The sequence below is a fragment of the Pseudomonas sp. RA_35y_Pfl2_P32 genome (assembly GCF_963970735.1).
Taxonomy (GTDB): Bacteria; Pseudomonadota; Gammaproteobacteria; order Pseudomonadales; family Pseudomonadaceae; genus Aquipseudomonas.
Genome location: NZ_CAXAQF010000012.1, coordinates 103,615 through 129,294, shown reverse-complemented (window position 1 = coordinate 129,294; position 25,680 = coordinate 103,615). Strand labels below are relative to the sequence as shown.

Below are 25,680 nucleotides of genomic sequence, written 5' to 3'. Positions count from 1 at the left end.
CACTCCTTTAAGGATTCAATAATAAAAAATAGGTAAGCAGAAAGCTTTCAGCCGTCACACCCCCAAGGATAGACGGCAATTGCAAGGACTCAGCTCAATATGGAGACCGTTCCCAAGTATTTCAAGGCGCGTGGCAGATTGTCGCAATCAAGGCTGTCGAGCCAGTGCAAATCAGCCCAACTGCGCAGCCAGGTGAACTGGCGCTTCGCCAATTGGCGCGTGGCGATGATTCCACGCTCCTGCATCTCGGCTGACGTCAGCTTGCCATCCAGGTAATCCCAGACTTGTCGGTAGCCTACAGCGCGTATAGACGGCAACCCCGAATGCAGGTCACTTCTTTTACGCAGGGCTACGACCTCGTCAATGAACCCCTGTTCCAACATTTGTGTGAATCTTTGTTTAATTCGCTCATGCAGCACCTGGCGATTTGCCGGGGCAATGGCCAAGTTTGCGACAGTATAGGGCAATTGTGGGCGTCCCGAAGCGCCTGCTTCAGTACTTTGCGCAGATTGTCGTGCGCGCAGCTCGGTCATGCTCTGGCCGCTGGCCCGATAAACTTCCAGCGCCCGGCTCAGACGCTGCGGATCATTGGGGTGAATGCGGGCCGCGGAAACCGGGTCGATCACCGCCAACTGATCGTGCAGAGCCTGCCAACCCAGGCGGGCCGCCTCTGCCTCGATCTCGGCACGGATCTGCGGATCGGCGGCGGGCATCTCGGCCAGGCCGTCAATCAAGGCCTTGTAATAAAGCATGGTGCCGCCCACCAGCAGCGGGATCTTGCCGCGCGCGGTGATCTCGGCCATGGCCTCAAGGGCATCGCGGCGAAAGTCCGCGACCGAATAGGCCTCGGCCGGGTCAAGAATATCGATCAGGCGGTGGGGAAACTCGGCCAGCAAGGCTTTTGAGGGCTTGGCCGTGCCGATGTCCATGCCCCGGTAGACCAGCGCCGAGTCGACACTGATCAGCTCGCAGGGCAGCACCTTGGTCAACTCGATGGCCAGGTCGGTCTTGCCCGCAGCGGTCGGGCCCATCAGGAAAATGGCTGGAGGGAGCTGGCTCATCAACGACCGCGCAAGAACAGTTTGTCCAGATCGTCCAGGCCCAATTGGGTCCAGGTCGGTCGGCCATGGTTGCATTGACCGCTGCGCTCGGTGTTTTCCATGTCACGCAGCAGACCGTTCATTTCCGGCAAGGCCAGGCGCCGATTGGCGCGGATCGCGCCGTGGCAGGCCATGGTCCCGAGCAACTCGTTGAGGTGTGCCTGGATACGGTCGCTGGTGCCGTACTCCATCAGGTCCGCCAGAACATCCTGCACCAGGCGGTTGGCCTCGGCCTGCTTGAGCAACGCCGGGATCTGCCGGATACCCAGGGTTTCCGGGCCCAGGCGCTGCAGTTCAAAGCCCAGGCGCTGGAACCAACTGACGTGCTCTTCGGCACAATCGGCTTCGCGCTGGCTGACCGCCAGGGATTCGGGTACCAGCAGCGGCTGGCCGCTCAGGCCTTCGCTGGCCATTGCCACCTTCAGGCGCTCGTACATGATCCGCTCGTGGGCGGCGTGCATATCCACCAGCACCAGCCCCTGGGCGTTTTCCGAAAGAATGTAGATACCCTTGAGCTGCGCCAGGGCGTAGCCCAGTGGCGGGATGTCGTCCTGGCCTTCCGGCAACGCTGCGGCGTTCGCCTCAGGCAAGGGCGCAAAGAACTCGCGATAAGCGGCCTGGGCCTCAGCCACCGGCACGCCGGCGCCCTGGGGCCGCGGCGTGTATGGGTACTGATAACCGGCACCGGCACCCGAGCCCGGCGCAGCGCCGGTATTGAATGTCGGCTGGCCCTGGGGTTGCTCAAGCAGCGCATTGGCGGCCAGGCGCATTTCCCCTTGCGGACCGAACTCCCCGGCCTCGATCCCGGTGGGACGAACCATGCCGGCGACCGGCGCTGGCGCTGCCAACTGATCTTCCGGACGCACATCGCCGAGGGCGCGGTGCAGGGTGCCATAGAGGAAGTCATGGACCATGCGCCCATCACGAAAGCGCACTTCGTGCTTGGTCGGGTGCACGTTGACGTCGACCGCCGCCGGATCGACTTCGAAAAACAGCGCGAACGTCGGATGGCGCCCGTTGAACAGCACGTCGCGATACGCCTGGCGCACCGCATGGGCCACCAGCTTGTCGCGCACGGCACGGCCGTTGACGAAGAAATACTGCATGTCCGCCTGGCTGCGGTTGAACGTCGGCAGCCCGACCCAGCCCCACAGATGCAAGCCATTGCGTTCGATTTCGATTGGCAATGCCTGCTCCAGGAAGCCCGAGCCGCAGATGGCCGCCACCCGCCGCGCACGGGCCGCATCATCATGGGCTTCGTGCAGGCTGAGGAGGGTCTTGCCGTTGTGACGCAGGTGGAAGGCCACATCAAAGCGCGCCAGTGCCAGGCGCTTGATCACTTCTTGCAGGTGATCGAATTCGGTTTTTTCCGTTTTGAGAAACTTGCGTCGCGCCGGGGTGTTGAAAAACAGGTCGCGCACTTCCACCGACGTGCCCACCGGGTGGGCTGCCGGCTGGACCCGCGGGGCCATGTCACGGCCTTCGGTCTCGACCTGCCAGGCCTGGTCGGCATCCCGGGTGCGCGACGTCAGGGTCAGGCGTGCCACGGAACTGATGGAGGCCAGGGCCTCACCGCGGAACCCCAGACTCATCACCTGTTCGAGGTCTTCCAGGTTGCGGATCTTGCTGGTGGCGTGACGAGCCAGGGCCAGGGGCAGGTCATCGGCCGGGATCCCCCGACCATCGTCGCGAACCCGCAGCAGCTTGACCCCACCCTGCTCGACATCGACATCGATGCGCCGGGCGCCGGAGTCGAGGCTGTTCTCCAACAACTCCTTGATCACCGAGGCCGGGCGTTCAACCACTTCACCGGCGGCAATCTGGTTCGCCAGGCGCGGGCTGAGCAGTTCGATGCGTGCGCCGCTGTTCACCGACTCGTTCATTCCTTAGCCGCCAGTTCGGTGCCGGGAATGTTCAGGTGCTGGCCGATCTTCAGCTCATCGGATTGCAGGTTGTTGGCGCTGCGCAACGCGGCCGCAGACACCTGGTAGCGCACGGCAATCATCGCCAGGGTCTCGCCCGGGCGCACGGTATGGTCCCGTGGGCCCTGGGCGATTTTCCCGGAATCACGCAGCCAGGCAATGTAGGTGCCCGGTGGCGGATTTTGCTGGAAGAACTGCCGCACGCCACTGCTGATGGAGCGGGCAAGTGCCTGCTGGTGGCTCGGGGCGGCCAGTTTCGAGGCTTCATTGGCGTTGGAGATAAACCCGGTCTCCACCAGGATCGACGGAATATCCGGGGATTTGAGCACCATGAACCCGGCCTGCTCAACCCGCTGCTTGTGCAGTGGCGTGACCCGGCCGATGTTGCTCAAGACCTTCTGGCCAACGTTGAGGCTGGAGGTCAGCGACGCGGTCATCGACAGATCGAGCAGCACCCCGGCGAGCATCCGGTCCTTGTCGTCGAGGCTGACGTTGCCGGCACCGCCGATCAGGTCGGAACGGTTTTCGCTGTCAGCCAGCCAGCGCGCGGTCTCGGACGTCGCCCCCCGGTCGGACAAGGCAAACACCGAGGCGCCAAAAGCGGCTTTCGACGGTGCGGCGTCGGCGTGGATCGAGACGAACAGGTCGGCGCCCTTCTTGCGGGCGATTTCGGTACGCCCACGCAACGGAATGAAATAGTCGCCGGTGCGGGTCAGTTCGGCGCGGAAGCCCTTCATACCGTTGACCTGGCGCTGCAGTTCCCGGGCGATAGCCAGCACCACGTCTTTCTCACGCTGGCCGCGCGAGCCCGAGGCACCCGGGTCTTCACCGCCGTGGCCGGCGTCGATCACCACAATGATGTCACGCTTGCCGGCCGGCGCTGGCGGCAGCTTGATTGCTGGTTCGGTCGGCGTCACCGGCACCGCCGGAATGGTCGCGACTCTAGGCGATGGGGCAGGCGGGGGGGCGGCGTCGGCCGGGTTGTCAAACAGGTCGACCACCAAGCGGTTGCCGTACTGGGCATTGGGCGGCAGCACGAAGCTTTTTGGGGTCACGGCCTTTTTCAGGTCGATGACCACCCGCAGGTCAGTCGGCGTACGCTGGGCCGAACGCATGGAGGTAATCGGGGTGTTTGCGGTGGCAACGTTCAGCGGCGCGCCGAGCACGGCACCGTTGATGTCGATCACCAGGCGATCCGGGGCCGTCAGGGTAAAGACGCTGTGCTGGACGGTGCCAGACAGGTCAAACACCAGTCGCGTGTTGTCCGGCGCCCGCCACAGGCGAACACTGTTGACCTTGGTCGCGGCCACAGCGTCAACGGCCAGTGCCGTAAGCAGCATTCCTACGACAGCAACCAACGCGCGAAAGCGCATACCTAACCCCATCATCTATTTGAATTCCAATGCCAAAGCGGCACACCAGGTCTCGCCACGCGGACTCTGGGGCAACAAACTCAGCGAACGTCCGCTGTCATGCGGGCTAATGGTAATGGTCAGGTCGGGCTTTGGCAAAAAGCCTGCACCCTTCTGGGGCCACTCGATCAAGCACAACGCATCGTCTTCGAGGTAATCACGAATACCCAGGTACTCCAACTCTTCCGGATCGACCAAGCGGTACAGGTCGAAGTGGAAGGCGCGAATCTCACCGATTTCGTAGGGTTCGACCAAGGTGAATGTAGGGCTCTTTACCGAGCCTACATGGCCCAGGCCGCGAATGATGCCCCGGGACAGGGTGGTTTTACCCGCACCCAGGTCGCCGTCCAGAAACACGATGCCATGCCCCTGGGTCACTTGGGCAATACGGGTACCCAGTGCCACCATGGCGTCTTCATCGGCCAGATACAGGGTTACTTCAGACACGGTGCTTGCTCCTCCAGCAACTGACGAATGGCGGGAATCAAATCACTGGCCGCCAGCCCTCGGCCCAATTTACCTTCACGCTCGCCCGCCGTGGCATGTAGCCATACCGCCAGCGCAGCGGCCTCGAACGCAGCCATCCCCTGGGCCAGCAACGCCCCCAGCAAACCGGCCAGGACATCGCCCAGGCCCGCGCTAGCCATGGCCGGATGACCACGGTCGCAACGATAGACACGACCATCGGGGCTGGCGATCAGACTGCCCGCGCCCTTCAAGACGGTGACGGCATTAAATTGCTGGCTCAACGCGCGCGCCACGCTAAGACGGTCTGCCTGAACCTCGGCTGTCGAAATCCCCAATAGTCGCGCCGCCTCGCCTGGATGCGGGGTGATCACACAGCCCTTGGGCAGGCTGACGCCACCATGGGCCAACAGATTCAGCGCATCGGCATCCCAGACCTGGGGCAGCGCTGCGTTCGCGGCGGCCGACAACAGGCTGCGCCCCCAGGCGCCCTGCCCCAGTCCAGGCCCCACCACCAGCACTGACGCCTGCTCCAGCAGGCCCATCAACTGGTTCGCCGACGAGGTGCCCAGCACCATGACTTCGGGCAACCGGGCCAGTGCCGCCGGCACATGCTCGCTGCGGGTGGCCAGCGAGACCAGCCCGGCCCCACAACGCAGGGCGCTCTGGGCACTGAGCAGGATGGCGCCGCCAAACCCGCGGTCGCCGCCGATCAACAACACATGGCCAAACTGGCCTTTATGAGCGCTCGCCGAACGTGCGGCGAGTCTCGGCAAATGGCCGGGTTCCAGTGACTGAACGTCGGGTAACGGGTGATTTGTCTGCGGCATGCGTCTTCGGGCTCCGATGTCTGGCAGAATTATACGCACCTCAGCTCCGGTTTCTCTTGTCTCATGCCCGCAATTACTACAGACCTCCCCGCACTCGCCCAATCGATCAAGGACTGGGGCCGCGAACTGGGCTTTCAACAAGTCGGCATCAGCGGCCTGGACCTGGCTGAGCATGAGCAGCACCTGGAGCGCTGGCTCGCCGCCGGCTACCACGGCGAAATGGACTACATGGGCGCCCACGGCAGCAAACGCTCACATCCCGAGGAACTGGTACCGGGCACCTTGCGTGTGGTCTCGCTGCGCATGGACTACCTGCCGGGCGATACCCAGATGGCGCAGTTACTCGCCCAACCGGAAAAAGCCTACGTCTCGCGCTACGCCCTGGGCCGCGACTATCACAAGCTGATCCGCAAGCGCGTGCAACAACTGGCAGAAAAGATCCAGGCGGTCATCGGCCCGTTCGGCTATCGGGCCTTTGTCGACAGTGCGCCGGTGCTGGAAAAAGCCATCGCCGAGCAGGCCGGTCTTGGCTGGATCGGCAAAAACACCCTGGTGCTGAACCGCAAGGCCGGCAGTTACTTCTTTCTCAGCGAACTGTTCGTCGACCTGCCGCTCCCCGTGGACCCACCCCACAGCACAGAACACTGCGGGCGCTGCACCGCCTGCCTGGACATCTGCCCGACCAACGCCTTTGTCGGTCCCTACGTGCTGGATGCGCGACGCTGTATTTCCTACCTGACCATCGAACTGAAAGGCCCGATTCCCGAAGAGTTGCGGCCGTTGATCGGCAACCGGGTGTTCGGCTGCGACGATTGCCAGATCGTCTGCCCCTGGAACCGCTTCGCCCGCCCCAGCGGAGAAAGCGACTTCAAGCCCCGCCACAACCTGGACAATGCCGGCCTGGCCGAGCTGTTCCTGTGGGAAGAAGACAAATTCCTCAGCAGCACCGAGGGCTCGCCCCTGCGGCGCGCCGGTTATGAACGCTGGTTGCGCAACCTGGCCGTGGGCCTGGGTAACGCACCGTCGAGCATTCCTGTGCTGGAAGCCTTGAAGGCCCGCGCGGACCACCCCTCAGAACTGGTGCGCGAGCACGTGCAATGGGCCCTCAAGCAACATCAGGCTTCGTCGTTGTAAACGAACTTGGGCATTTCCCAATGAAAGCGGATGGCCAGCAAGCGCAGCAGGAATCCGCCGAACAGGGTAATCAGGATCGCCTGCTCACCCGGTAACTGCAGGTAAAGGCAGAACATGTAGCACCAGGCAGCCGCAAACGAGACGCTGGCGTAGAGCTCGCGACGGAAGATCAGCGGGATGTCGTTGCAGAAAATGTCGCGCAGGATGCCGCCGAATACCCCGGTGATCACCCCGCTGACAGACGCCACCAGCATGCCGTGGCCCATTTCCAGGGCGGTCATGCAGCCGATCAGGGTAAAGGCCACCAGCCCTACGGCGTCGAGCACCAGGAACAGCGAGCGCAGGTGGCGCATCCAGCGCGCGGTGAACACCGTGACCATCGCCGCCACCGACGTCAGCACCAAGTACTCCGGGTGCTTGACCCAGGTCAGCGGGTAGTGCCCCAGCAACACATCACGCACCGAACCACCGCCCAGGGCGGTGACGCAGGCGATCAGCACCACCCCGAACCAATCCATGCCCCGACGGCCGGCAGACAACGCGCCAGTCATGGCTTCAGCGGTAATGGCAATCAGGTAGAGCATCAGCAACATGGTGGCGGTCCTTGCAGGAAGGCGCGCAGTCTAGCCATTTCGGATCGGCACCAGAAGAGGGCACGCGCTGATCAGCCTGCTTTGGTGGATCAGGCCTTGATGAAGTGCTGGCGGTAGTGCTGCAGTTCGGCGATGGATTCGCGGATGTCGTCCAGGGCCAGGTGGGTGCTGCCCTTCTTGAAGCTGTCGCGCACCTCAGGTGCCCAGCGGGCAGCCAGCTCCTTGAGGGTCGAGACATCCAGGTTACGGTAGTGGAAGTAGCTTTCCAGGGATTTCATGTGGGTATAAAGGAAGCGTCGATCCTGGCAGATGCTGTTGCCGCAGATCGGCGACTTGCCCTTGGGTACCCACTGCTCCAGAAACGCGATCGTCTGGGCTTCGGCTTCGGCCATGCTGATGCGGCTGTCACGCACCCGCTGGGTCAACCCGGAACCGCCGTGTTGACGGGTGTTCCACTCGTCCATGCCGGCCAGGATCTCGTCGCTGTGGTGAATCGCGATCACGGGGCCTTCGGCCAGGGTATTGAGATGACTGTCGGTGACAATGGTCGCCATCTCGATGATGACGTCAGTGTCAGGGTTCAGACCGGTCATTTCCAGGTCGATCCAGATCAGGTTCTGTGGGTTTTGCATGTGTCGGCTCCTAAGCAGTGTTGCGCAGTTTAGCCTAGGCAACTGCGTGGGCGTGCTAAACTCGCGGCCGCTTTACCTAATCGCTGCATTATCAACACGGAACACCCATGGCCAAACGCCAACTCAATCGTCGTCAAAACTGGCGCATCGAAAAGATTCAAGGCGAGCGCGCCGCCCGCGCCGCCAAACGCGAATCCAGCGCCGTGCAAGCGCTGGAAGGTGGCGACCTAGGCCTGGAGCAGACCGGCCTGGTCATCGCCCACTTTGGCGTCCAGGTCGAGGTCGAGGCTTGCGAAGGCGAACTGGCCGGCCAGGTATTCCGCTGCCACTTGCGCGCCAACCTGCCTGCGCTGGTGACCGGTGACAAGGTGGTCTGGCGTGCCGGCAACCAGGGCATTGGCGTGATCGTCGCGCAACTGCCGCGCAACACCGAGCTGTGCCGTCCGGACAGCCGTGGCCAGCTCAAGCCGGTCGCGGCCAACGTCGACATGATCGTCATCGTCTTCGCCCCGCTGCCCGAGCCCCACGCCAACCTGATCGACCGCTACCTGGTAGCCGCCGAGCATGCTGGCATCCGCCCGTTGTTGCTGCTCAACAAGTTCGACCTGATCGACGAGCACAATGCCCCGGCGCTCAATGCCCTGCTGGCGGTGTATCGCACCCTCGGCTACCCGGTGCTGGAAGTCTCGGCGCACCACGGCAATGGCATGGAAACCCTGCAACAGCAGCTGGACGGACGCATCAGTGTGTTTGTCGGCCAGTCCGGCGTCGGTAAGTCGTCGCTGGTCAACAGCCTGCTGCCGGAAGTCGAAACCCGCGTCGGGCCGCTGTCCGAGCTGTCAGGCCAAGGCACCCACACCACCACCACCGCGCGGTTGTTCCACTTCCCAGGTGGCGGTGAGCTGATCGACTCCCCGGGCATTCGCGAATTCGGCCTGGGCCACGTCAGCCGCGCCGACGTCGAAGCCGGCTTCATCGAGTTCAACGACCTGATCGGCACCTGCCGCTTCCGCGACTGCAAACACGACCGCGAGCCTGGCTGCGCCCTGCTCAAGGCCCTGGAAGACGGCCGTGTGCAGCAACAACGGATGAACAGCTACCGCTCGATCATCGCCAGCCTGCCTGAAACCAGCTACTAAACAGACGCGCTCGCCGCTCCAACCCTGATGGAGCGGCGGGCCGTTCGTCGTGCCCGACAAATCCCCTCACTTTTTAAACATCGGAAATTTCTGTAAGGCCCGCGCACGCCTGCTTGTAGGGCACTTCTCTTTCTCTCGGCCGACCTTGCGACCCCCATTCAAGTGCATACATTCACTCTCTCTCGCATTCAGGCGATACCGAGGGAAACCCATGCAAACCTATCATCTGTTCATCAGCCATTCGTGGAACTACGCCGACAAACACGACCGACTGGTGGAGTTGCTGTCCGCACACCCGAGCTTTTCCTTCAAGAACTTCTCGGTGCCGCCGCAGAATCCGATCGTCGGCGCCTTGAACGACATGCAACTGGAACTGGCCATCGAAAACAAGATCCGCCCCTGCTCTGCGGTGTTGATCATGGCGGGCGTGTATTCGACGTACAGCAAGTGGATCAACAAGGAAATCGAGATTGCCAAACGCCTTGGCAAGGTGATCATCGCGATCAGGCCTTTCGCTGCCGAGCGCACATCGACGGTCGTGCGTGACGCGGCCCACGCCGAATGTGCGTGGAACACCAACAGCATTGTCAATGCGATCCGCCAGCATACGGCGGTGTAACCATGCGCAAGGGATTGTTCATCGGGATCAACAACTACACCCATATTTCTTCGCTTTCGGGCTGTAACAACGATGCCATGGCGATGGCCTCGTTGCTCGAACGACATGCTAACGGTCGCCCCAACTTCAGCAGCAAGGTGCTGACATCGGCGGAGGAAAAACTTACCTGCCATACCGTCAAGCAACAGATCCAGAACCTGTTCTCGGGTGATTGCGATGTGGCACTGCTGTACTTCGCCGGGCACGGTCAATTCGACACCAGCATTGATGAAGGCACGCTGATCCCACAGGACTACCAGCCAGGAGGCGAAGGCATTCGCATCAGTGACATCCTGGACTGGGCTGACAAAGCCGAGCACATCAAGAACAAGATCATCATCCTCGACTGCTGCCAGGCGGGCGCTGCGGGTGCCATGCGCGGCTGGCGAGGTGGCCGGAGCGTGATTGGTGAAGGCATGACCATCCTGACGGCGTGCAAAAAAGAACAGGTCGCGCTGGAAAACGGCGGGCATGGCGTATTTACCGGTCTGCTTCTGCAGGCCCTGCACGGTGGAGCCGCCAATGTACTGGGCAAAGTAACACCCGGCAGCGTGTACTCGTTTGTCGACAACGCGCTGGGCGCTTGGGAGCAGCGCCCAGTCTTCAAGACCAACGTATCGCAATTCGTGGCTTTGCGCGAAGTCGCGCCACTGATCGCCGAGGAAACACTGCGCAAGCTGCCTGACTGGTTTCCCGAGGCAAGTTTTGTGTTCCCTCTGGATCCCAGCTTCGAGCCCACGGAGGCGGCCTACAACCCCGAGAACGGCGACGTCTTCGCCCAACTGCAAAAGTGCAATCGCCACAGCCTGGTCGAGCCGGTCGATGCCGAACACATGTACTACGCCGCCATCCACTCCACCGGCTGCCGCCTCACTGCCCTCGGCGCCTATTACCGCGAACTCGCGATCAAGGGACACTTCTGATGCCCGTTTTTATCAGCTACCGCCACACCGACCGCCCCATGACCATCAACGACCACCTGAGCCAGGCCGGGATAAAAACCTACCTGGATGTACTGGATCCCGAATCGCAAACCACCGACGACATCACCGGGGTGATTACCCGCAACATTACCGAGTGCAGCCATTTGCTGGCAGTGGTATCGGACAAAACCGCGCACTCCTGGTGGGTACCCTTCGAAATTGGCGAAGCAACCATCAGTGATCGGCGAATCTGCTCATTCAAGACCGGCGCCGGAGAACTGCCAGAGTACCTCGACAAGTGGCCAAAACTGGCGAAGATGGCCGACCTCGACTTCTTTATCGACGCCTACCGCAACGAGCAGACACTCAGACGCTCAATGACACTGGACTCGATCGTCAGCAACGAGTCGATACGCTCGAACAACCGCACTAATGCAGAGCGCTTCCATACCGAACTCAAGACCAGGGTCCGCCGCGGCTTTTAAGGCAAACGGCGACCACAAAAAAGCCGACATCGCTGTCGGCTTTTTGTGGGTCACTGCTTCTGTGGCTCCACCGGCTTGGGCAGCGGATCATCAAACAGATTCAAGCGCTCGCGCAGCTCATGGGCCGGCAGCGGTTGCTGGTCTGCGGGCAAGGCATCGGGGTCGACCGGCACCGCCGGCACTTCACCCGGGGCGCCCTGGCCCTGGGTGGGCACCGGTGCTGGCTCGGCGCCTTGCTCGCCTTCGATGGCACGCTGGGCCTTCTTGGTCAGCACCACAATGTCGATCCGGCGGTTGACCGGGTTGAACGGGTTCTTGCGGTCGAACATGGCCGACGAAGCGTAGCCCACCACCCGCGCCACCTGGGTCTCCGGATAGCTACCCGCCACCAGCGCCCGCCGCGCGGCGTTGGCACGGTTGGATGACAGCTCCCAGTTGCCGAAATCACCGCTGCCAGCATAGGGCTTGGCATCGGTGTGGCCGCTGATGCTGATCTTGTTGGGCACCGCCTTGATGGTGTCTGCCATGGCCAGCAGGATGTCTTCGAAGTACGGCTTCAGGCGTGCACTGCCGGAGTCGAACATCGGCCGGTTTTCCGAATCAATGATCTGGATGCGCAAGCCATCCGACGTGATCTCGAACAGGATCTGGTCCTTGAACTTCTGCAGTTGCGGGTTTTCTTCCACCTTGTTCTGCAGTTCCTGCAGCAACAACTCAAGGCGCTCCTGCTCGACCTGCTCGGCCATGCCTTCGACCTGCTCGGTATCGACCGTCACCTTGTCCGGCTGCGGCTGGAACTTGGCTTCAGGGTTGAGGGTCTTGTCCGGCGCCAGCTCCGGCGAGCCGCCGAGGTCGATGACGTAGGGCGTACCGCTCTCGGTGAAGCCGATCGGGTCCTTGAAATAGCCGGCGATGGCGATCTTCTGCTCCGGCGTGGCCGTGGACAGCAGCCACAGCACCAGAAAAAACGCCATCATCGCCGTCGCGAAGTCAGCGAAGGCGATTTTCCAGGCGCCCCCGTGATGCCCGGCCGCAATGCGCTTGACGCGCTTGATGATTATCGGCTGATTGTTTTCCATGACTCAGCGACCGCGAACTGCTTGTTCCAGCTCGGCGAAGCTAGGACGGTGCGCCGGGTACAGCACCTTGCGCCCGAATTCCACTGCCAGCGACGGCGGCATGCCGGACGCCGAGGCCACCAGCGAGGCCTTGATGGCTTCGTAGATGTTCAGCTCTTCCTTGGCGTCGTGGGCCAGGGAATGGGCCAGCGGACCGAAAAAACCGTAGGCGGCGAGAATACCGAAGAAGGTCCCCACCAGTGCCGCGCCGACGTGCAGGCCGATGGACTTCTGGTCGCCCTCGCCCAGCGAGGCCATGGTGACCACGATCCCCAGGACCGCCGCGACAATACCAAAGCCGGGCATCGCATCGGCAATGCCGTTCACCGCATGGGAGGGGTGTTCCAGGTCTTCCTTGAGGCTGTACAGCTCCATGTCGAACAGGCCTTCGAGCTCATGGGGCGCCATGTTGCCGGAGGACATAATGCGCAAGTAGTCGCAGATGAACGCCGTCATGCGTTCGTCCTTGAGCACGGTCGGGTACTTGGCAAAGATCGGGCTGGCGGCGGCGTCCTCGATATCCCCTTCAATCGCCATCATGCCTTCGCGGCGGCTCTTGTTGAGGATCTCGTAGATCAGGCCCAGCACCTCCAGGTAGAAGGCGTGGGTGAAGCGTGTGCTGAACATACTCAGGGACTTCTTGAGCACATGCAGGGTCATGTAGCCGGGGTTGGCCTGGAGGAATGCGCCCAGGGCCGCACCGCCGATGATCAGCACCTCGAAGGGTTGGATCAGCGCGGCAATCTTGCCATGGGAAAGCACGTATCCGCCGAGCACGCTCGCGAATACGACGATGATGCCGATAATTTTAGCCATAGGTAGAAGGTACTTACTTAAGTCGGGTTCAAGGTCATATTCGGAAGTTAAACAATCTCTTCTTCTACTTATCGGCAAAACTGCGCCAGACTATAGCCCGTTATGGTGAAAAGCTAATTTGCCCCGCCCCGGGCGTGTTTGAAGTCAACGATGATCGCACCCGACCATGGTTAATGAAACGAACGTCCCAACGGCAAGCCCCTCCACCCTGCAGGATTGGGTCCAGCGCCTCGACGCTGTGATCCTGCCCGTACCGCAGGCCAGCCATGACCGCGTCTGCAAAGCCCTCAACAGCAGTCGCAGCTCCCTGCGCGATATCGCCGACCTGATCCAGGGCAGCCCGGCCCTGGCCCTGAGCGTGATCCGCGAAGCCAATCGCCACGCCCACGGCAGCCTCAGCGAACCCTGTGAAAACCTTGAGGTGGCGCTCAATCGCCTGGGCCTCAAACGCACCGCCGAACTCCTGGCCCGCCTGCCGGCCATGCCCGAGCGCGAGATCCCGCCAGCGCTGCGCAAGCTGCAACAGATCAGCCAGCACGCCTCGCAACAGGCCAATGGTTTTTTTGCCAGCCGCCTGGCGCGCCTGTGGCAGGACATCCATTGGGGCAGCCTGTTGTTTCTCGCGCCCCTGTGGCCGCTGGCCCTGAGTCACCCACAGTTGCTCCAGGAATGGGAGCGCCGGGTGATCCACCGGGGCGAAGCGGCGCACACGGTCGAAAAACAGCTGTTCGGCGTGCGCCTGCTGGAGCTCTGCCAGGCGCTGGTGGAGCTCTGGCACCTGCCCTTCTGGGTCGCCCAGGGCTATCGCCTGCTACTCACCGAGCAACGCGAGCTGGTGCAAGTGCTGCACATTGCCCGCGACGCCGATCATCCCCTGCGCCAGCAAAACCGCCTGGATGACGACCCGACCCTGCGCCGCTGGCTCAGCCAGCCCGCCAACAGCGTGCTGCTGGCCAACGGCCTGGCGCTGTCGGCCCAGCAATCCTGGGCCGGTCCGCACACCTTGCGCTGGCAGTACCTGACCAGCCTCTACCTGCAAATGCCCATGGACGAGGTGCAGCAGCAACAACACCAACAGGCCGCACAAAGCGCGCGCAACCATGGGCAGCCCGACCTCTGGCACCCGGCCGAGGCGCTGCTGTGGCCCTGGGGAGATGGCCGGCCCCGTGCCGAACAGGCGCCCGCCGCCCCCACCGCCGAGGACCTGCAGCGCTGGCGCAAACACTGCGCCCAACTGCTGGCCGAGCCGAGCCCGTTCAGTAACGCCCTGCACCTGACCACCTGCGCCCGGGATGCCTTGGCAGCCTGTGGCATGCGCCGGGTCATGCTGCTGATGGCCGACCGCACTCAGAGCAACCTGCGTGTCCACCAGACCTGGGGCTTGCCCAAGGACAGCGCCACCCTGCAACTGGCAGTCGGCCAGAGCAGCGTGCTGCAGCGCTTGCTGGCGCAACCGGCGCAGTTGCGCCTGACACCCGCCAACCACGGCCAGTTTTGCGCCCACTTGCCGGACAGCCTGCGCGTGCTGTTCGACGGCGAGCACCTGCTGCTGCGCTCTCTGGCCAACAAGGGCAAGGTGATCATGCTGCTCGTCGCCGACCAGGGTGGTGGCGCGTTTGCGGACATCAGCGTCCAGGCTTTCGGCAAAACCGCGCAGTGCATCGAAAAGGCTCTCAACAGCTATAGCGCGCGCTAAGCACACGCTCATCCGTTTTTGCACCAACGGATTTGCCAATCTGGCGAACTGATACTAATCCTTACTCACCAGCGATCAGCCTGCGCAGCCCCCGAGAAACGACGGGGAGAGATACGTCAACAGTCCATCTCCAAGGACATGAATTATGTCTGGCAGTCATTCTTGGGCACGACTGGGCCGTCGTGGATATGGCGTTTTCTGGGTGATCGGCGGCCAGGCGGCGCAGAGCCTGACCAGCTTCCTCACAGGCCTGGTGCTGGGCCGCTGCGTCTCGCAAGAGGCCCTGGGCGCCTACGCCCTGGGCTTGAGCTTCTGCTTCCTGATCATCTCCCTGGGCGACACGCTGATTGCTACGCCCTACACCTACCTGCGCGCCAGTGGCGAAGGAGAGCCGCACACCCTGTTCAGCAGCGCCTTGTGGGGCAGCGCCGTGCTCGGCCTGGTGGTGGCGTTGATCCTGACCCTTATGCACCAGTTCGGTGCAGGCCTGCCCACCGAGCTCTGGCCCGCCTTGCCCCTGGCGGTGATGGGCCTGGTGATGCGCGAATTTTTGCGCCGGCATTTCTACGTGATCAACCGCTCCAGGCAGGCCCTGATCCTCGACCTGACCAGCGCAGTGGGCCAACTGGCAGCCCTCGGGGTATTAGCCTGGGCCGGATGGCTCAGCGCCGAAGCCGTCTTCTTTGCCATCGCCGGGGTTTGTGCCCTGTCCTTTGCGCTGAACCTGCCCCAGGCACAGGCGTCGTTCTTCTGGCCGTCCATCAAGCAATTGGCGACCCAATGGCGAGCGTTTCTGGGCTACGGCGGTTGGCTGGTGGCCGGCGGGCTATGCCATGTGGCCAGCGTGCAGCTGTACCCCTGGCTCGCCCTGCTGGGGGGGGGCCAGGCGATGGCCGGCCTCTACGCGGCGTGCATCGCGGTCACCAACCTGATCAATCCGTTGCTGACCGCCCTCACCAATCATTTCCGCCCGCGCTTCATTGCGCACTATCAAGAGGCAGGCCAGGCGAGTTTGCTCCCGTATATGCTGCTGCGGGCGCTGCCGTTCCTGCTGCCGGCCCTGGGGTTCGTGCTGCTGGCGTGGTGGGTGGGCGAGCCGTTACTGGGGTGGCTGTACGGCCCCGACTTCAGCAAAGGCGCACCGGCGCTGATGTACCTGGCGCTTGGCCTGCTGGCCGTGGCAGCCGCCGCACCGATACAACTCGGGCTCCTGGCCCTGCGGGCACCGGTCAGCAACGTGTTCTACCACGGCACCAACCTCGCGGTGCTGCTGGTGCTGGCTTTGATCTGGCATGACCGGTTGTCGCTTGAGCTGTTGGCCCAATTCTATTGTGGCGCAAATGTTGCTGGCCTTTTGATGCTAGGCATTATGTTTCAGGTAATGGCAAAAAAAACTAACCGCAGCACTGGAGAAATACAGGTGAGTGACTAAAGTCACACTTCACATCTAATGGCTATTAAGTATCAAAACGCCACAAGTTCGCTATTGTCGTTGGAGCTATCTGTAACAAAAAACACTAATGGGCCCTTGATCCGCGCAGTAGGGGCCGGCGAATCGACTGGACGTTTTATCTGACTCAGGTTTTTGGCCAAGGAGTTAACGTCATGCGCAAGATAGTAGTAACTGGCGGTGCCGGCTTTGCAGGCTCGCATATTGTCGACGAAGTTTGCCGGCATTTCTCTGACGCCAAAGTTGTGGTCTTCGACAAGATGACTTACGCCGGCGATGTACGCAATATTTCCCACCACTTGTTTCCCAATCGCGTCCAGTTACTGGTTGGCGATGTTGCCGACCTGGATATGTGCCGCCGGGTGGTCAAGGACGCTGACCTGGTGATACATGCCGCCGCCGAGAGCCATGTGGACAACTCGTTCGGCAACTCCCTGGAGTTCACCCGCACCAACGTGCTGGGCACCCATGCATTGATGGAAGCCTGCCGCCAGGAGAAGGTCAGGAAGATCGTCCATGTCAGCACCGACGAGGTCTACGGGCAGGTCATGGAGGGCGCGGCCAGTGAAAACGAGGTCTTGCGCCCCACCAACCCCTACTCATCCTCCAAGGCCGCGGCCGAGATGATCCTGCAGGGTTACCTGCAGTCCTACCACGAACCCATCGTGATCATCCGGGCCAATAACCTCTATGGCATCCGCCAGTTCCCGGAAAAGATCATCCCGCGTTTCATCTGCCACATGCTGACCGGGCGCAAACTGACCCTGCACGGTAATGGCACCAATCGCCGGCACTACCTCAGTGCCCAGGACTTCGCCGAAGCAGTGGTGTTCGTGGCTGAAAAAGGAGAAGTCGGCGAGGTCTACAATATCGGCACCACCGAGGAATATACCAACCTGCAAGTGGCCGAACTTATCAGCAAGGCCTTCGACAAACCCTCTCGCGAAGTCATTACCTATATCCCCGACCGGCCGTTCAACGACGGGCGTTATTCGGTGTCCTGGGAAAAGCTCATGCACATGGGTTGGAAGCCCAAAAACAACCTGAGCGACGATATCGGCATGTTAGTGGACTGGTACCGCGACAACTTCGCGCGCTACCCGGAGTTGTTTGGTGAGTTGCCCGCGACCGCTTCGGTCGAGGTCGAAGTCGCCGGCCTGCTCCCGGTACAGGAAGTCTCCAACGGGCTCTCCAAAGGCCTTAGTTCCTGACTCAGCGTTGTTGTCACTTGCGCAGTTGAGGCGAGGATATTCCATGTCAGTTAGCGAAACGCTCCCGGGCACTGCCCCGGACGTAAAAGTGCAGGGCACTCGCGCTCACAAAAGAGCTCGACGTTTTGATGCCCCGGCGTTGGCCGGCCTGGAAATCCTCCTGACACGACTGGGCCGAGTGCTGGGTGGGCTGCTCGCGACCCTGCTGCTCAGCGCCCACTACTGGTGGGTCACGGATCAAGGGTGGGCCAATGCCTGGACGGTGGGCTTTGTGGTGGTCTGTGCCTCGGCAGTGATGCCGGTGCGCGTCTATAAGGGCTTTTCGCGCCAGGATCGCAAAGCCCTGCGCTGGGTCAGCTCGGTGTTCAACGGCGCCCTGGTGACCCTGCTGGCGCTGGTATTCATGAAGATCGGCCAGATGCCGATGCTCCCCCCCTGGTACTACCTCGGGCTGTTCATCATGCTGACGCTGTTTGCTCAACTGGCCGGGCAGTACGTGTCGCGCTATACCCGCTCCTGGGACCGCAAACTGCGCCTGGTCATTGTCGGTGCCGGTGAGCAAGGCGTGGCGATCGCGCGCTACCTGACCGCACGGGAACCGGAAATCGTGGTGATCGGTTTCATCGACGACCGCAGCTCGCGCATTGACACCTCCACGCTGCCGTTCCCCCTGCTCGCCGGAGGGACCGCGCAGCTGGACCAACTGCCACCGGACATCGACGGGGTGATCATCGCCCTGCCCAACCAGGCAGGCGACCGGGTCAGTTCGCTGGCCACCCGCCTGCGCGGGCAGATGGGCAACGTCTACCTCGCCCCCGAGGAGCCGGTGCTGGGTCATCCCTTCCTGAGCCGACCGCACAGCGGACCCGGCAACATGTTGCTGCTGGGCATGAACCCCTTGCCCATCGAGGGACGGCTGATCAAGCGGGTGTTCGACATCAGCTTCTCGGCGGTCGTGCTGTTGCTGTTCCTGCCCATTGGCCTGGTGCTGGGCGCCCTGATCCGCCTGGAGTCACCTGGACCGGCCCTGTTCACCCAAGGTCGTTATGGCCTGCGCAACCGTCTGTTCCAGATCTACAAGTTTCGCAGCATGCGATTCGACCCCACGCCCGGCGAAATCTGCCTGAACCAGCGCCAGGATGCCCGCGTGACCCGTATCGGCAACTTCATCCGGCGCACCAGCCTCGACGAGTTCCCGCAGTTCATCAACGTGCTGCTGGGCGATATGTCGGTCATCGGCCCACGCCCTCACCCGCCCGGCGTCAAGGCCGGCGACCGGACCTACGAGAACGTGGTGGTGGACTTTGTCGAGCGCTACAAGGTACGCCCGGGCATTACCGGCTGGGCTCAGGTCAACGGCTCACGGGGCAATACCTTCACCGAAGAGTCACTGACCGAGCGCTTCATCTATGACGTGCAGTACATCCAGAACTGGTCGCCAGAGCTGGACCTGTGGATCGTGATCAAGACCATCTTTGGTGGGCTGGGAGGCAAGAATGCATTTTGAAGCCATGCCTGCCGCCAGTCCGAACGAGTTAGCCGATCTGGGGCTGCGCAGCAGCGTCGTCGTGCTGACCCTCAATGCCCAGGAGCACCTCAAGGCCCTGCTCCCGGCCCTGGCGGCCCTGAAGCAGGCGCCTAGGGAGGTGGTGTTCATCGACTCCTCGTCCACCGACCTGACGCCACAGATGATCGAGACCGCCGGGCATCGCCTGGTGACCATCCAGCGCAGTGACTTCGGCCACGGCAAGACCCGCAACCTGGCGCTGCAGTTGTGCGCGGACAGCGAATTCCTGGTCTACCTCACTCAAGATGCCTGCCCTCAGGGCGATGATTGGCTGCAACGCCTGCTCAAGCCCTTTGCCGACCCACAGGTGGCCCTGGTCTACGGTCGGCAACTACCGCGCCGGGAAGCCACCGACACCGAACGTTTCGCCCGCGAGTTCAATTACCCCGATCGCCCGGAACGCACGACCCAGACTGACATCGCGCGCATCGGGATCAAGGCGGTGTTCTGCTCCAACTCCTTTGCCGCCTATCGTCGCGAGGCGCTGGAGGCCGTCGGCGGATTCCCCACGCAGTTACCCCTGGGCGAAGACATGGCCGCGGCCATACGCCTGCTCGGCAAGGGTTATGTCCGGGTCTACGAACCCGCGGCCCAGGCCGTGCATAGCCACGACTACAGCATCAGCCAGGAATTCAAGCGCTACTTCGACATCGGCACCCTGATTGCCATGGACAGCGAGCTGAGCAAGGCGCGCCTGTCGACATCCGGCGAAGGCCTGCGGTTCGTCAACGTGGAGATCCAGGCCGCACTCAAGCGTGGCCAGCCCCTGGCCGTTTTCTCAATCCTGATGCGCACGGCCGGCAAGTACCTGGGCTACTGGCTCGGAGAACGCTACCACCTGGTACCGCTGGCATGGCGGCGGCGCATGAGCATGCACTCACTGTTCTGGAATCAGCCATGAGCATCGTCGTCGTCGGGGATACCAGCCTGATCGCCCAGGCCTTGCGCCAGTGCGGGCAGACCGCCGGCTGGCGCTTCATCGGCCACCGCGAAGCCCTCACGAGCAGTGCCTGGCTCGACGGCGTCGGCCAGGTGCTGAACCTGGCGTACAACCCCGCCTTGCGCAATGGCTACGAGCACGCCCTGGACTTCGAACTGGCCCTGGCCCGGCGCATTGAACCGCTGCCGCACGTACGCTACATCATGGCCAGTTCGCGCCTGGTGTACGGCCCCGCGATCCACGACCAGGCACTGCACGAATCCCAGGAGCCCCAGCCGGTGGCGACCTACGGGGTCGGCAAGCTGATCACCGAGCAAGCATTGACGCAGATGCTCGGCGAGCGCCTGACCATCGTGCGCATGAGCAATATCTTCGGCTACGAAATTGCGCAAACCCGGCGCAACTTCTTCGCCATCGCCTTGCGCAGCCTGCTTGACCAGCAGCGCATCGTGCTGGACATGAGCCCCTTCGTCGAACGCGACTTCCTCCCAGTGGAAGTCCTGGCCAGTTGGCTGATACCTATCGCCGAAAACCCGCAGCCCGGCCTCTTCAACCTTGGCGCGGGCATAGGTACACCCACGGGGCGCATTGCCCAGTGGTTGATCGAAGGTTTTGGCAGCGGTGAGCTACTGGTGACCAACCTGCGCGAGTTCGACGCGTTCCGCCTGGATATCGGCGCCGCCCGGGCCACCTATGGTATCCCGGGCCTGACCACCACCGCGCTCAGGCAGCATTGCCAAGCCCTCGGCGCCCGCCTGCGTGAAGAGAGCCGATTGATCCAGGGGTATGCGTGATGAAGACGCTCACGGTTTCCATCGTCAATTACCGCACGCCGCAGTTGGTGGTCGAGTGCGTGGCATCGCTCAAGCGCTTCCCTCCCACCCGGGCGACGCTGACCATTGCCGTGGTCGATAACGCCTCGGGCGATGACAGCGTGTCGGTCATCGCCGGGCAGTGCCCGGACATTCAACTCATCGCCTCGCCAGACAACCTGGGCTTTGGCGGCGGCAACAACCTGATCCTGCGCGGCTTGCGCAGCGACTACGTGCTGCTGCTCAACAGTGATGCCCAAGTGGAGGCCGGCACCCTCGACCGGCTGATCGACGTCCTGGAGCAGCAACCAACGGTGGGCGCGGTCAGTGGCCGGGTGGTCAATGCCAGCGATGGCGCCGACCAGGATTTCCCCTGCCGTTTCCCCAGCCTGACGCAGATGGTCAAGCGCATGCTGACCGGCCCGCAGTTCCCGGCCAACGGCCAGTCGAGCCCCGTCAACCTCGAACGCCTGCATGGCGCCTGCATGCTGATCCGCGGCGAGTTGCTGCAAAGCGTCGGACTGTTTGACGAAGGTTTCTTCATGTACGACGAAGACGTCGACTGGTGCGTACGGGCCCGCAACGCCGGCTGGGAGCTGCTGCTGGTGCCCGACGCGCGGATTCTGCACCACGGCGGCAGCTCTTCCGGGCGCGCCCCCGTTGGCCAGCGCCGCCAGGCACCGAGTGAAACCGCGCTGCGCATGCGCTATGAACTGCGCCGCAGCCGGTATCGGCTGTACCGCAAGCACCGCAGCCTGGCCGAGGTGCTGCTGCTCAAGCTATTGACCGACCTGGTGATGCTGGCCGCCAGTGCCAAGACACTGCTGGCAGCCGTCCTGCAGCCGGCGCGGCGCGAGGAAGCCCGGGCGTTGCTACGGGCCAATGCCCGGGTGATGTCGATCAATCCCCTGCGCATCGAGGTGGTTGACCATGGCATTTGAGCCTTCACCCTACGAACCCCTCGATAACCGGACTCAGCGCCGGGGCGTGGTGCTGGCCGGGGTCCTGGGGCTGGTGGTGGCCTTCGCCACGGTCTACATGCCCCTGGCGGGCATGGCGCTGTCGTTGGCTTTTGGCGGCGTCCTGCTGCTGGCCCGCCGACCGCAATGGTTGTTTCTGGGTTTTGTGATCAGCCTGGCCATCCCGATCCAGAAATCCATCGGTGGCATTCCACTGAACGCGGCCGATGCCATTGTCGTGCTCTGGGCGCTGCTCTGGCTGTTCATGCTGCAACGCCCACAGGCGCCGCACCTGGGGCGAATGCGCGTACCGTTCTTGATCCTGGCAATCACGCCCTTCCTGATCGCGGTGTTCCTCGCACAACTGGGCTCCATCGCGCCCGGCGCCAGCATCAAGCAGTCATTGCGGATCGTCGAATGGTTCGTGCTGTTGCCGGTGCTGTTGATGGTGTTCCGCCCTGACCAACGCTTCTGGCGTTTTGCCGCGATCACGCTGATCTGCACCCCGGCCTTCTTTGCCATCGATGGCCTGGTGGAGTATGCCACCGGTGGCCACACCCTCACCGGCATGCTGGGCATCCCGGTGCCCGGCCCCAGCGGCGATGAACCGGCGATTCACCACACCTTCGATGTCTCCGGCCGGGCAGGCAGTGCCTTTGGCGGGGCGCAGGGCCTGGCCATGTACCTGGTGATGCTGCTCAGCATCTCCCTGGCCCACCTGCTGAATTCGCGTACCGGTGGCCTGAGGGTCCTGGCCGGCCTGGGAATCGTCATCAGCATCGCCGGGATGATGGCCGCCCAATCCCGCGGCGGACTGCTCGGAGGGCTGGCGTGCCTGTTGGCGATCTGCCTGATGCGGCGCCCGCAACTGTGGAAATTCCTGGTGCTGGGGCTGGTCGCGGTGGCCGTGCTCGCGCCCATTGGCCTGGGCCTGTGGCCCAGCTGGGACGGCACCCTCAGCGGCCTGGTGCCGGGCCGCCCGGATGCGGTGCTTGACCGCCTGACCATCTGGGGCGTGGTACGTGACGTGTGGTTCGACAACCCGTTGATCGGGGTCGGGCTGGGCAATTTCCGCGATGAATTCTACGCCCGCGGCGTGACCCTCAACGTCGAACTCGGCTACCAATCGACGCATGCCCATAACACCTACCTGGAACTGCTCGCCGACACCGGCGCCCTGGGGCTGCTCAGCTACCTGGCCTTCATTGCCCTGGTCTTTCGGCAATTGATCCGGCGCTGGCGCCGCAGCGTTGGCGACCCCGGCGACACCTTCACCCTGGCGGCAGTGGGCACCCTGACCGCGTACTGCGTGTTTGCCATGGTTGACATGCTGCTGCTGCAGAACATGCATTTCACCCTGGTGCTGCTGCTGAGCCTGGGGCTGACCGACAGTACCGCCCGTGCCCTGGGGCTGACCGGCGTCAAGACTCAAGAGGATGCAGGATGAAGATCATGCTGCTGGTCGAGGAACTGGGCATCGGTGGCCTGCCCAACTATGTGCTGGACCTGGCCCGGGCGCTGAACGCCCAGGGCGACCGAACCCTGGTGGCGCACCAGGGGCAACAGGTTCCGGCGCACCTGGATTGCACCGGGGTGCAATTGCTCGGCCTGCGGGATGCCGCATCGCCCGGCGAGGCCCTGGAGCGCATCCAGGCCTGGGAGCCGGACCTGGTGCACGTGCACCTGTGCAGCGACAGCGACTTGCTGGCGGCATTGACCGACAGCGGCCTGGCGCTGATGCGCTCGTTCCATGACTACACCTCGATGTGCCTGCGCCGCGGTCGTCGGCGTTTCCCGGGGGATCGTTGCCAGCGCCCGCTGGACTGGTCCTGCGCCTTGAATGGCTGCCTGATCGGTCCGCCGAAAGCCGGTGCCCGCGTGCCGCGCTTGATGGACCTGGCGGGCAAACTCCACGAACGTGGCCTGTACCAGCGCTTTCGCGGGGCCGTGGTTGGCAGCCAGCACATGGGCCGGGTACTGCGCATCAATGGCTTCAGCGAACAACGGATCCATGTGGTGCCTTACTTCAGCCGGTTCGATCAACAGGCCCAGCAGCCCCAGGCCGTTGGCAAACCTGCGCTGCAAGGGCGTCCCCTGCAATTGATGTTTGCCGGCCAGGCCGTCAAGGGCAAGGGCCTGGAGGTGCTGGTCAAGGCCCTGGCCGAGATCCAGGGTGACTGGCGCCTGGTCGCCATCAGCAGCGGCCCGCGCCTGGCCTCGGCCCGCGGGCTGGCGCAAAAACTGCAACTGACCTCGCGCATTACCTTCATCGACTGGCTGGCCTCCGAGGAACTGGCCGGGCACTACCGGAGCGCCGACCTGTTCGTCCTGCCTTCGGTGTGGGACGACCCCGGCCCCTTGGTGGGAATTGAAGCGATGGCCTTCGAGACACCGGTGCTGGCGTTCGCGGTCGGCGGCATTGCCGACTATGTGCGCGATGGCCAGACCGGCCTGCTGGTCACCGACGTCAGCGTCAAGGGCCTGGCTGCCGGCCTGCAGCGCGCCCTGGATGAACCCGAGCGCCTGGCGGTGCTCGGCCGGGCGGCTCGTGAGTGGGTCAAGGCCCACCACAGCCGTGACGGTCACATCCGCGCCTTGCGCACGCTGTACGAGCAGTGCACCCACAACTTACAGGCCCATCCGCCCCTGGGACTGATCTGCGGGAGTGTGAGGGTATGACCGTATTGCGCCAGTTTGCCGGGTTCTACAGCAAGGCGATTGCGCCCTGGGCCGTGGCTCAGGGTGAACTGCTCAGCGTCCAGCGCTTGCGCGGGCTGGCGGTACTGATGGTGTTGGTGGTGCACGTCGAAGACATCGGCCGCAAGCTGCCGGTGATGGCCGACTTTCACAGCACCTACGCCATGCGCGTGGGGTATTCGGCTCCCGACCTGTTCTTCGTGATCAGCGGCTTCATCATGACCTACGTCTCGGCAGGCAGCACGTTCCGGCCCAAGCGCTGGGTCCTGAGCCGGGTCTTTCGCATCGTGCCCCTGTACGTGCTCTTTACCGGGCTGGTGGTGCTGATGTGGCTGTACAGCCCGAACATGACCATGGGCTCAGGCAGCCACGACTGGGTCAGCGCGCTGAAGTCGATGCTGATGCTGCCGCAAGCCGGCCTGCCGATCCTGTTCGTGGGCTGGACGCTGGAACACGAAATCGTGTTCTACACCCTCGTCTTCCTGGTCATGCGCTTCAGCACGCTCAACGCTTTGCCGTGGGTGATGCTGACCCTCTCGGTGCTGGCCCTGGCCAAATGGGCACTGCGGGTCCATGGCGGGATCGACTTCTGGGACTACCACCTGTTTTCGCTGTTCATTATCCAATTCACCATCGGCGTCGGGGTCTTCAAGATCTATGAGCGGGCCCGGGCCTGGGGCTTCTGGCCGCCCTTCGTGGCGGGCTGTGTCCTGCTGCTGCTGGCGTCGATCTTCGCCGACTCGGGGCAACTCAACCGTGAACAACCGGTCCGGGTCCTGAGTTTTGGCCTGGCCTATGGCGCCTTCATGCTGGCCGGGCTGACCCTGGAATGGCAAAACCGCAGCAACGGCCATGCGCCCACGCGCCGGGACTGGATGGTGCAAATCGGCGATGCCTCCTACGCGATCTACCTGACACACCCGTTCGTGCTCGCCAGTTTTGGCCGCTTGTTCAAGGTGGTCAGCGTGACCCCCTTCGGTGCGGTCGGGGTGGTGATCCTGGCGGGCCTGACTACGATTGGGGTGGGGTATGCCGTGCATGTGTTGCTGGAAAAACCGGTCATCGAGATTGGCAAGCGAATCACCCGAGCCATTGCATAAGCCGCGAAGGAAGAATCAATT

General features: G+C 63.0%; 24 protein-coding genes. 15 read left to right on the top strand and 9 right to left on the bottom strand.

From position 1 onward, the window contains the following. Positions 1 to 89: 89 nt before the first annotated feature. From miaA to AACY45_RS14025, 5 genes are read right to left on the bottom strand one after another with little or no spacing between them, the layout of a single operon-like run. Positions 90 to 1,061: a tRNA (adenosine(37)-N6)-dimethylallyltransferase MiaA gene (miaA, locus tag AACY45_RS14045; protein WP_339546043.1), complete on the bottom strand. Its 972-nt coding sequence runs from the start codon at positions 1,059 to 1,061 to the stop codon at positions 90 to 92. Continuing rightward, positions 1,061 to 2,983, bottom strand: coding sequence for a DNA mismatch repair endonuclease MutL (gene mutL / locus AACY45_RS14040; protein ID WP_445261186.1), 1,923 nt, complete (start codon positions 2,981 to 2,983; stop codon positions 1,061 to 1,063). Before mutL ends, miaA begins: the two co-directional genes overlap by 1 nt. Continuing rightward, positions 2,980 to 4,407 carry an N-acetylmuramoyl-L-alanine amidase gene (locus AACY45_RS14035; protein ID WP_339546092.1) on the bottom strand — a complete coding sequence of 476 codons (1,428 nt, stop codon included), beginning with the start codon at positions 4,405 to 4,407 and terminating at the stop codon, positions 2,980 to 2,982. Before AACY45_RS14035 ends, mutL begins: the two co-directional genes overlap by 4 nt. 3 nt (positions 4,408 to 4,410) lie before the next feature. Next, the gene (gene tsaE, locus AACY45_RS14030; protein WP_095169577.1) at positions 4,411 to 4,881 is read right to left on the bottom strand and encodes a tRNA (adenosine(37)-N6)-threonylcarbamoyltransferase complex ATPase subunit type 1 TsaE; all 471 of its coding nucleotides are present in this window, start codon (positions 4,879 to 4,881) and stop codon (positions 4,411 to 4,413) included. After that, positions 4,869 to 5,729 carry an NAD(P)H-hydrate dehydratase gene (locus AACY45_RS14025; RefSeq protein ID WP_339546041.1) on the bottom strand — a complete coding sequence of 287 codons (861 nt, stop codon included), beginning with the start codon at positions 5,727 to 5,729 and terminating at the stop codon, positions 4,869 to 4,871. The genes tsaE and AACY45_RS14025 overlap by 13 nt, the downstream gene beginning before the upstream one ends. 63 nt (positions 5,730 to 5,792) lie before the next feature. Here AACY45_RS14025 and queG point away from each other — a divergent pair, with 63 nt between their 5' ends. Beyond that, positions 5,793 to 6,863, top strand: coding sequence for a tRNA epoxyqueuosine(34) reductase QueG (gene queG / locus AACY45_RS14020; protein WP_339546040.1), 1,071 nt, complete (start codon positions 5,793 to 5,795; stop codon positions 6,861 to 6,863). On the opposite strand, the gene AACY45_RS14015 is transcribed toward queG, so the two are convergent. Continuing rightward, positions 6,845 to 7,456 (bottom strand): trimeric intracellular cation channel family protein, encoded by a 612-nt coding sequence (locus tag AACY45_RS14015; protein ID WP_339546039.1) that lies wholly within the window; start codon positions 7,454 to 7,456, stop codon positions 6,845 to 6,847. The genes queG and AACY45_RS14015 overlap by 19 nt on opposite strands. Positions 7,457 to 7,545: 89 nt before the next feature. Continuing rightward, entirely contained in the window at positions 7,546 to 8,088 is a 543-nt protein-coding gene (gene orn / locus AACY45_RS14010) for an oligoribonuclease (RefSeq protein WP_339546038.1), read from the bottom strand. A 107-nt stretch (positions 8,089 to 8,195) separates the two neighbouring features. Between orn and rsgA the strand changes: the two genes are divergently transcribed. From rsgA to AACY45_RS13990, 4 genes are all read left to right on the top strand, one after another. Continuing rightward, complete coding sequence (rsgA, locus tag AACY45_RS14005) at positions 8,196 to 9,227, top strand: small ribosomal subunit biogenesis GTPase RsgA (protein WP_339546037.1); 1,032 nt, start codon at positions 8,196 to 8,198, stop codon at positions 9,225 to 9,227. A 211-nt stretch (positions 9,228 to 9,438) separates the two neighbouring features. Continuing rightward, positions 9,439 to 9,846 (top strand): TIR domain-containing protein, encoded by a 408-nt coding sequence (locus tag AACY45_RS14000; protein WP_339546036.1) that lies wholly within the window; start codon positions 9,439 to 9,441, stop codon positions 9,844 to 9,846. A gap of 2 nt (positions 9,847 to 9,848) precedes the next feature. Next, on the top strand, positions 9,849 to 10,808 hold the full coding sequence (locus AACY45_RS13995; protein ID WP_339546035.1) for a caspase family protein: 960 nt from the start codon (positions 9,849 to 9,851) through the stop codon (positions 10,806 to 10,808). Continuing rightward, a complete protein-coding gene (locus AACY45_RS13990; RefSeq protein WP_339546034.1) occupies positions 10,808 to 11,293 on the top strand; it encodes a toll/interleukin-1 receptor domain-containing protein in 486 nt (161 codons plus the stop codon). The genes AACY45_RS13995 and AACY45_RS13990 overlap by 1 nt, the downstream gene beginning before the upstream one ends. A gap of 50 nt (positions 11,294 to 11,343) precedes the next feature. On the opposite strand, the gene motB is transcribed toward AACY45_RS13990, so the two are convergent. Together motB and motA are read right to left on the bottom strand one after the other, a co-directional pair. After that, positions 11,344 to 12,372: a flagellar motor protein MotB gene (gene motB / locus AACY45_RS13985; protein WP_339546033.1), complete on the bottom strand. Its 1,029-nt coding sequence runs from the start codon at positions 12,370 to 12,372 to the stop codon at positions 11,344 to 11,346. 3 nt (positions 12,373 to 12,375) lie between these two features. Further along, positions 12,376 to 13,227, bottom strand: a complete 852-nt coding sequence (motA, locus tag AACY45_RS13980; protein WP_339546032.1) for a flagellar motor stator protein MotA — start codon at positions 13,225 to 13,227, stop codon at positions 12,376 to 12,378. Positions 13,228 to 13,393: 166 nt separating this feature from the next. On the opposite strand from motA, the gene AACY45_RS13975 reads away from it, so the two are divergent. The 10 genes from AACY45_RS13975 (at position 13,394) to AACY45_RS13930 (ending at position 25,659) form a co-directional block, all read left to right on the top strand. Next, positions 13,394 to 14,923, top strand: a complete 1,530-nt coding sequence (locus AACY45_RS13975) for an HDOD domain-containing protein (protein ID WP_339546031.1) — start codon at positions 13,394 to 13,396, stop codon at positions 14,921 to 14,923. 145 nt (positions 14,924 to 15,068) lie between these two features. Then, positions 15,069 to 16,355 (top strand): lipopolysaccharide biosynthesis protein, encoded by a 1,287-nt coding sequence (locus AACY45_RS13970; protein WP_339546030.1) that lies wholly within the window; start codon positions 15,069 to 15,071, stop codon positions 16,353 to 16,355. A gap of 173 nt (positions 16,356 to 16,528) precedes the next feature. Next, positions 16,529 to 17,584: a GDP-mannose 4,6-dehydratase gene (locus AACY45_RS13965; protein ID WP_339546029.1), complete on the top strand. Its 1,056-nt coding sequence runs from the start codon at positions 16,529 to 16,531 to the stop codon at positions 17,582 to 17,584. Positions 17,585 to 17,627: 43 nt separating this feature from the next. Then, the gene (locus tag AACY45_RS13960) at positions 17,628 to 19,091 is read left to right on the top strand and encodes an exopolysaccharide biosynthesis polyprenyl glycosylphosphotransferase (protein ID WP_339546028.1); all 1,464 of its coding nucleotides are present in this window, start codon (positions 17,628 to 17,630) and stop codon (positions 19,089 to 19,091) included. Next, positions 19,081 to 20,052: a glycosyltransferase family 2 protein gene (locus AACY45_RS13955; RefSeq protein WP_339546027.1), complete on the top strand. Its 972-nt coding sequence runs from the start codon at positions 19,081 to 19,083 to the stop codon at positions 20,050 to 20,052. The genes AACY45_RS13960 and AACY45_RS13955 overlap by 11 nt, the downstream gene beginning before the upstream one ends. Continuing rightward, a complete protein-coding gene (locus AACY45_RS13950; RefSeq protein WP_339546026.1) occupies positions 20,049 to 20,885 on the top strand; it encodes an NAD-dependent epimerase/dehydratase family protein in 837 nt (278 codons plus the stop codon). The genes AACY45_RS13955 and AACY45_RS13950 overlap by 4 nt, the downstream gene beginning before the upstream one ends. After that, positions 20,885 to 21,844, top strand: a complete 960-nt coding sequence (locus tag AACY45_RS13945; protein WP_339546025.1) for a glycosyltransferase family 2 protein — start codon at positions 20,885 to 20,887, stop codon at positions 21,842 to 21,844. The genes AACY45_RS13950 and AACY45_RS13945 overlap by 1 nt, the downstream gene beginning before the upstream one ends. After that, on the top strand, positions 21,834 to 23,309 hold the full coding sequence (locus tag AACY45_RS13940) for an O-antigen ligase family protein (protein WP_339546024.1): 1,476 nt from the start codon (positions 21,834 to 21,836) through the stop codon (positions 23,307 to 23,309). Before AACY45_RS13945 ends, AACY45_RS13940 begins: the two co-directional genes overlap by 11 nt. Next, the gene (locus tag AACY45_RS13935) at positions 23,306 to 24,541 is read left to right on the top strand and encodes a glycosyltransferase family 4 protein (RefSeq protein WP_339546023.1); all 1,236 of its coding nucleotides are present in this window, start codon (positions 23,306 to 23,308) and stop codon (positions 24,539 to 24,541) included. The genes AACY45_RS13940 and AACY45_RS13935 overlap by 4 nt, the downstream gene beginning before the upstream one ends. Beyond that, positions 24,538 to 25,659: an acyltransferase family protein gene (locus AACY45_RS13930; protein ID WP_339546022.1), complete on the top strand. Its 1,122-nt coding sequence runs from the start codon at positions 24,538 to 24,540 to the stop codon at positions 25,657 to 25,659. The genes AACY45_RS13935 and AACY45_RS13930 overlap by 4 nt, the downstream gene beginning before the upstream one ends. Positions 25,660 to 25,680 lie beyond the last annotated feature (21 nt).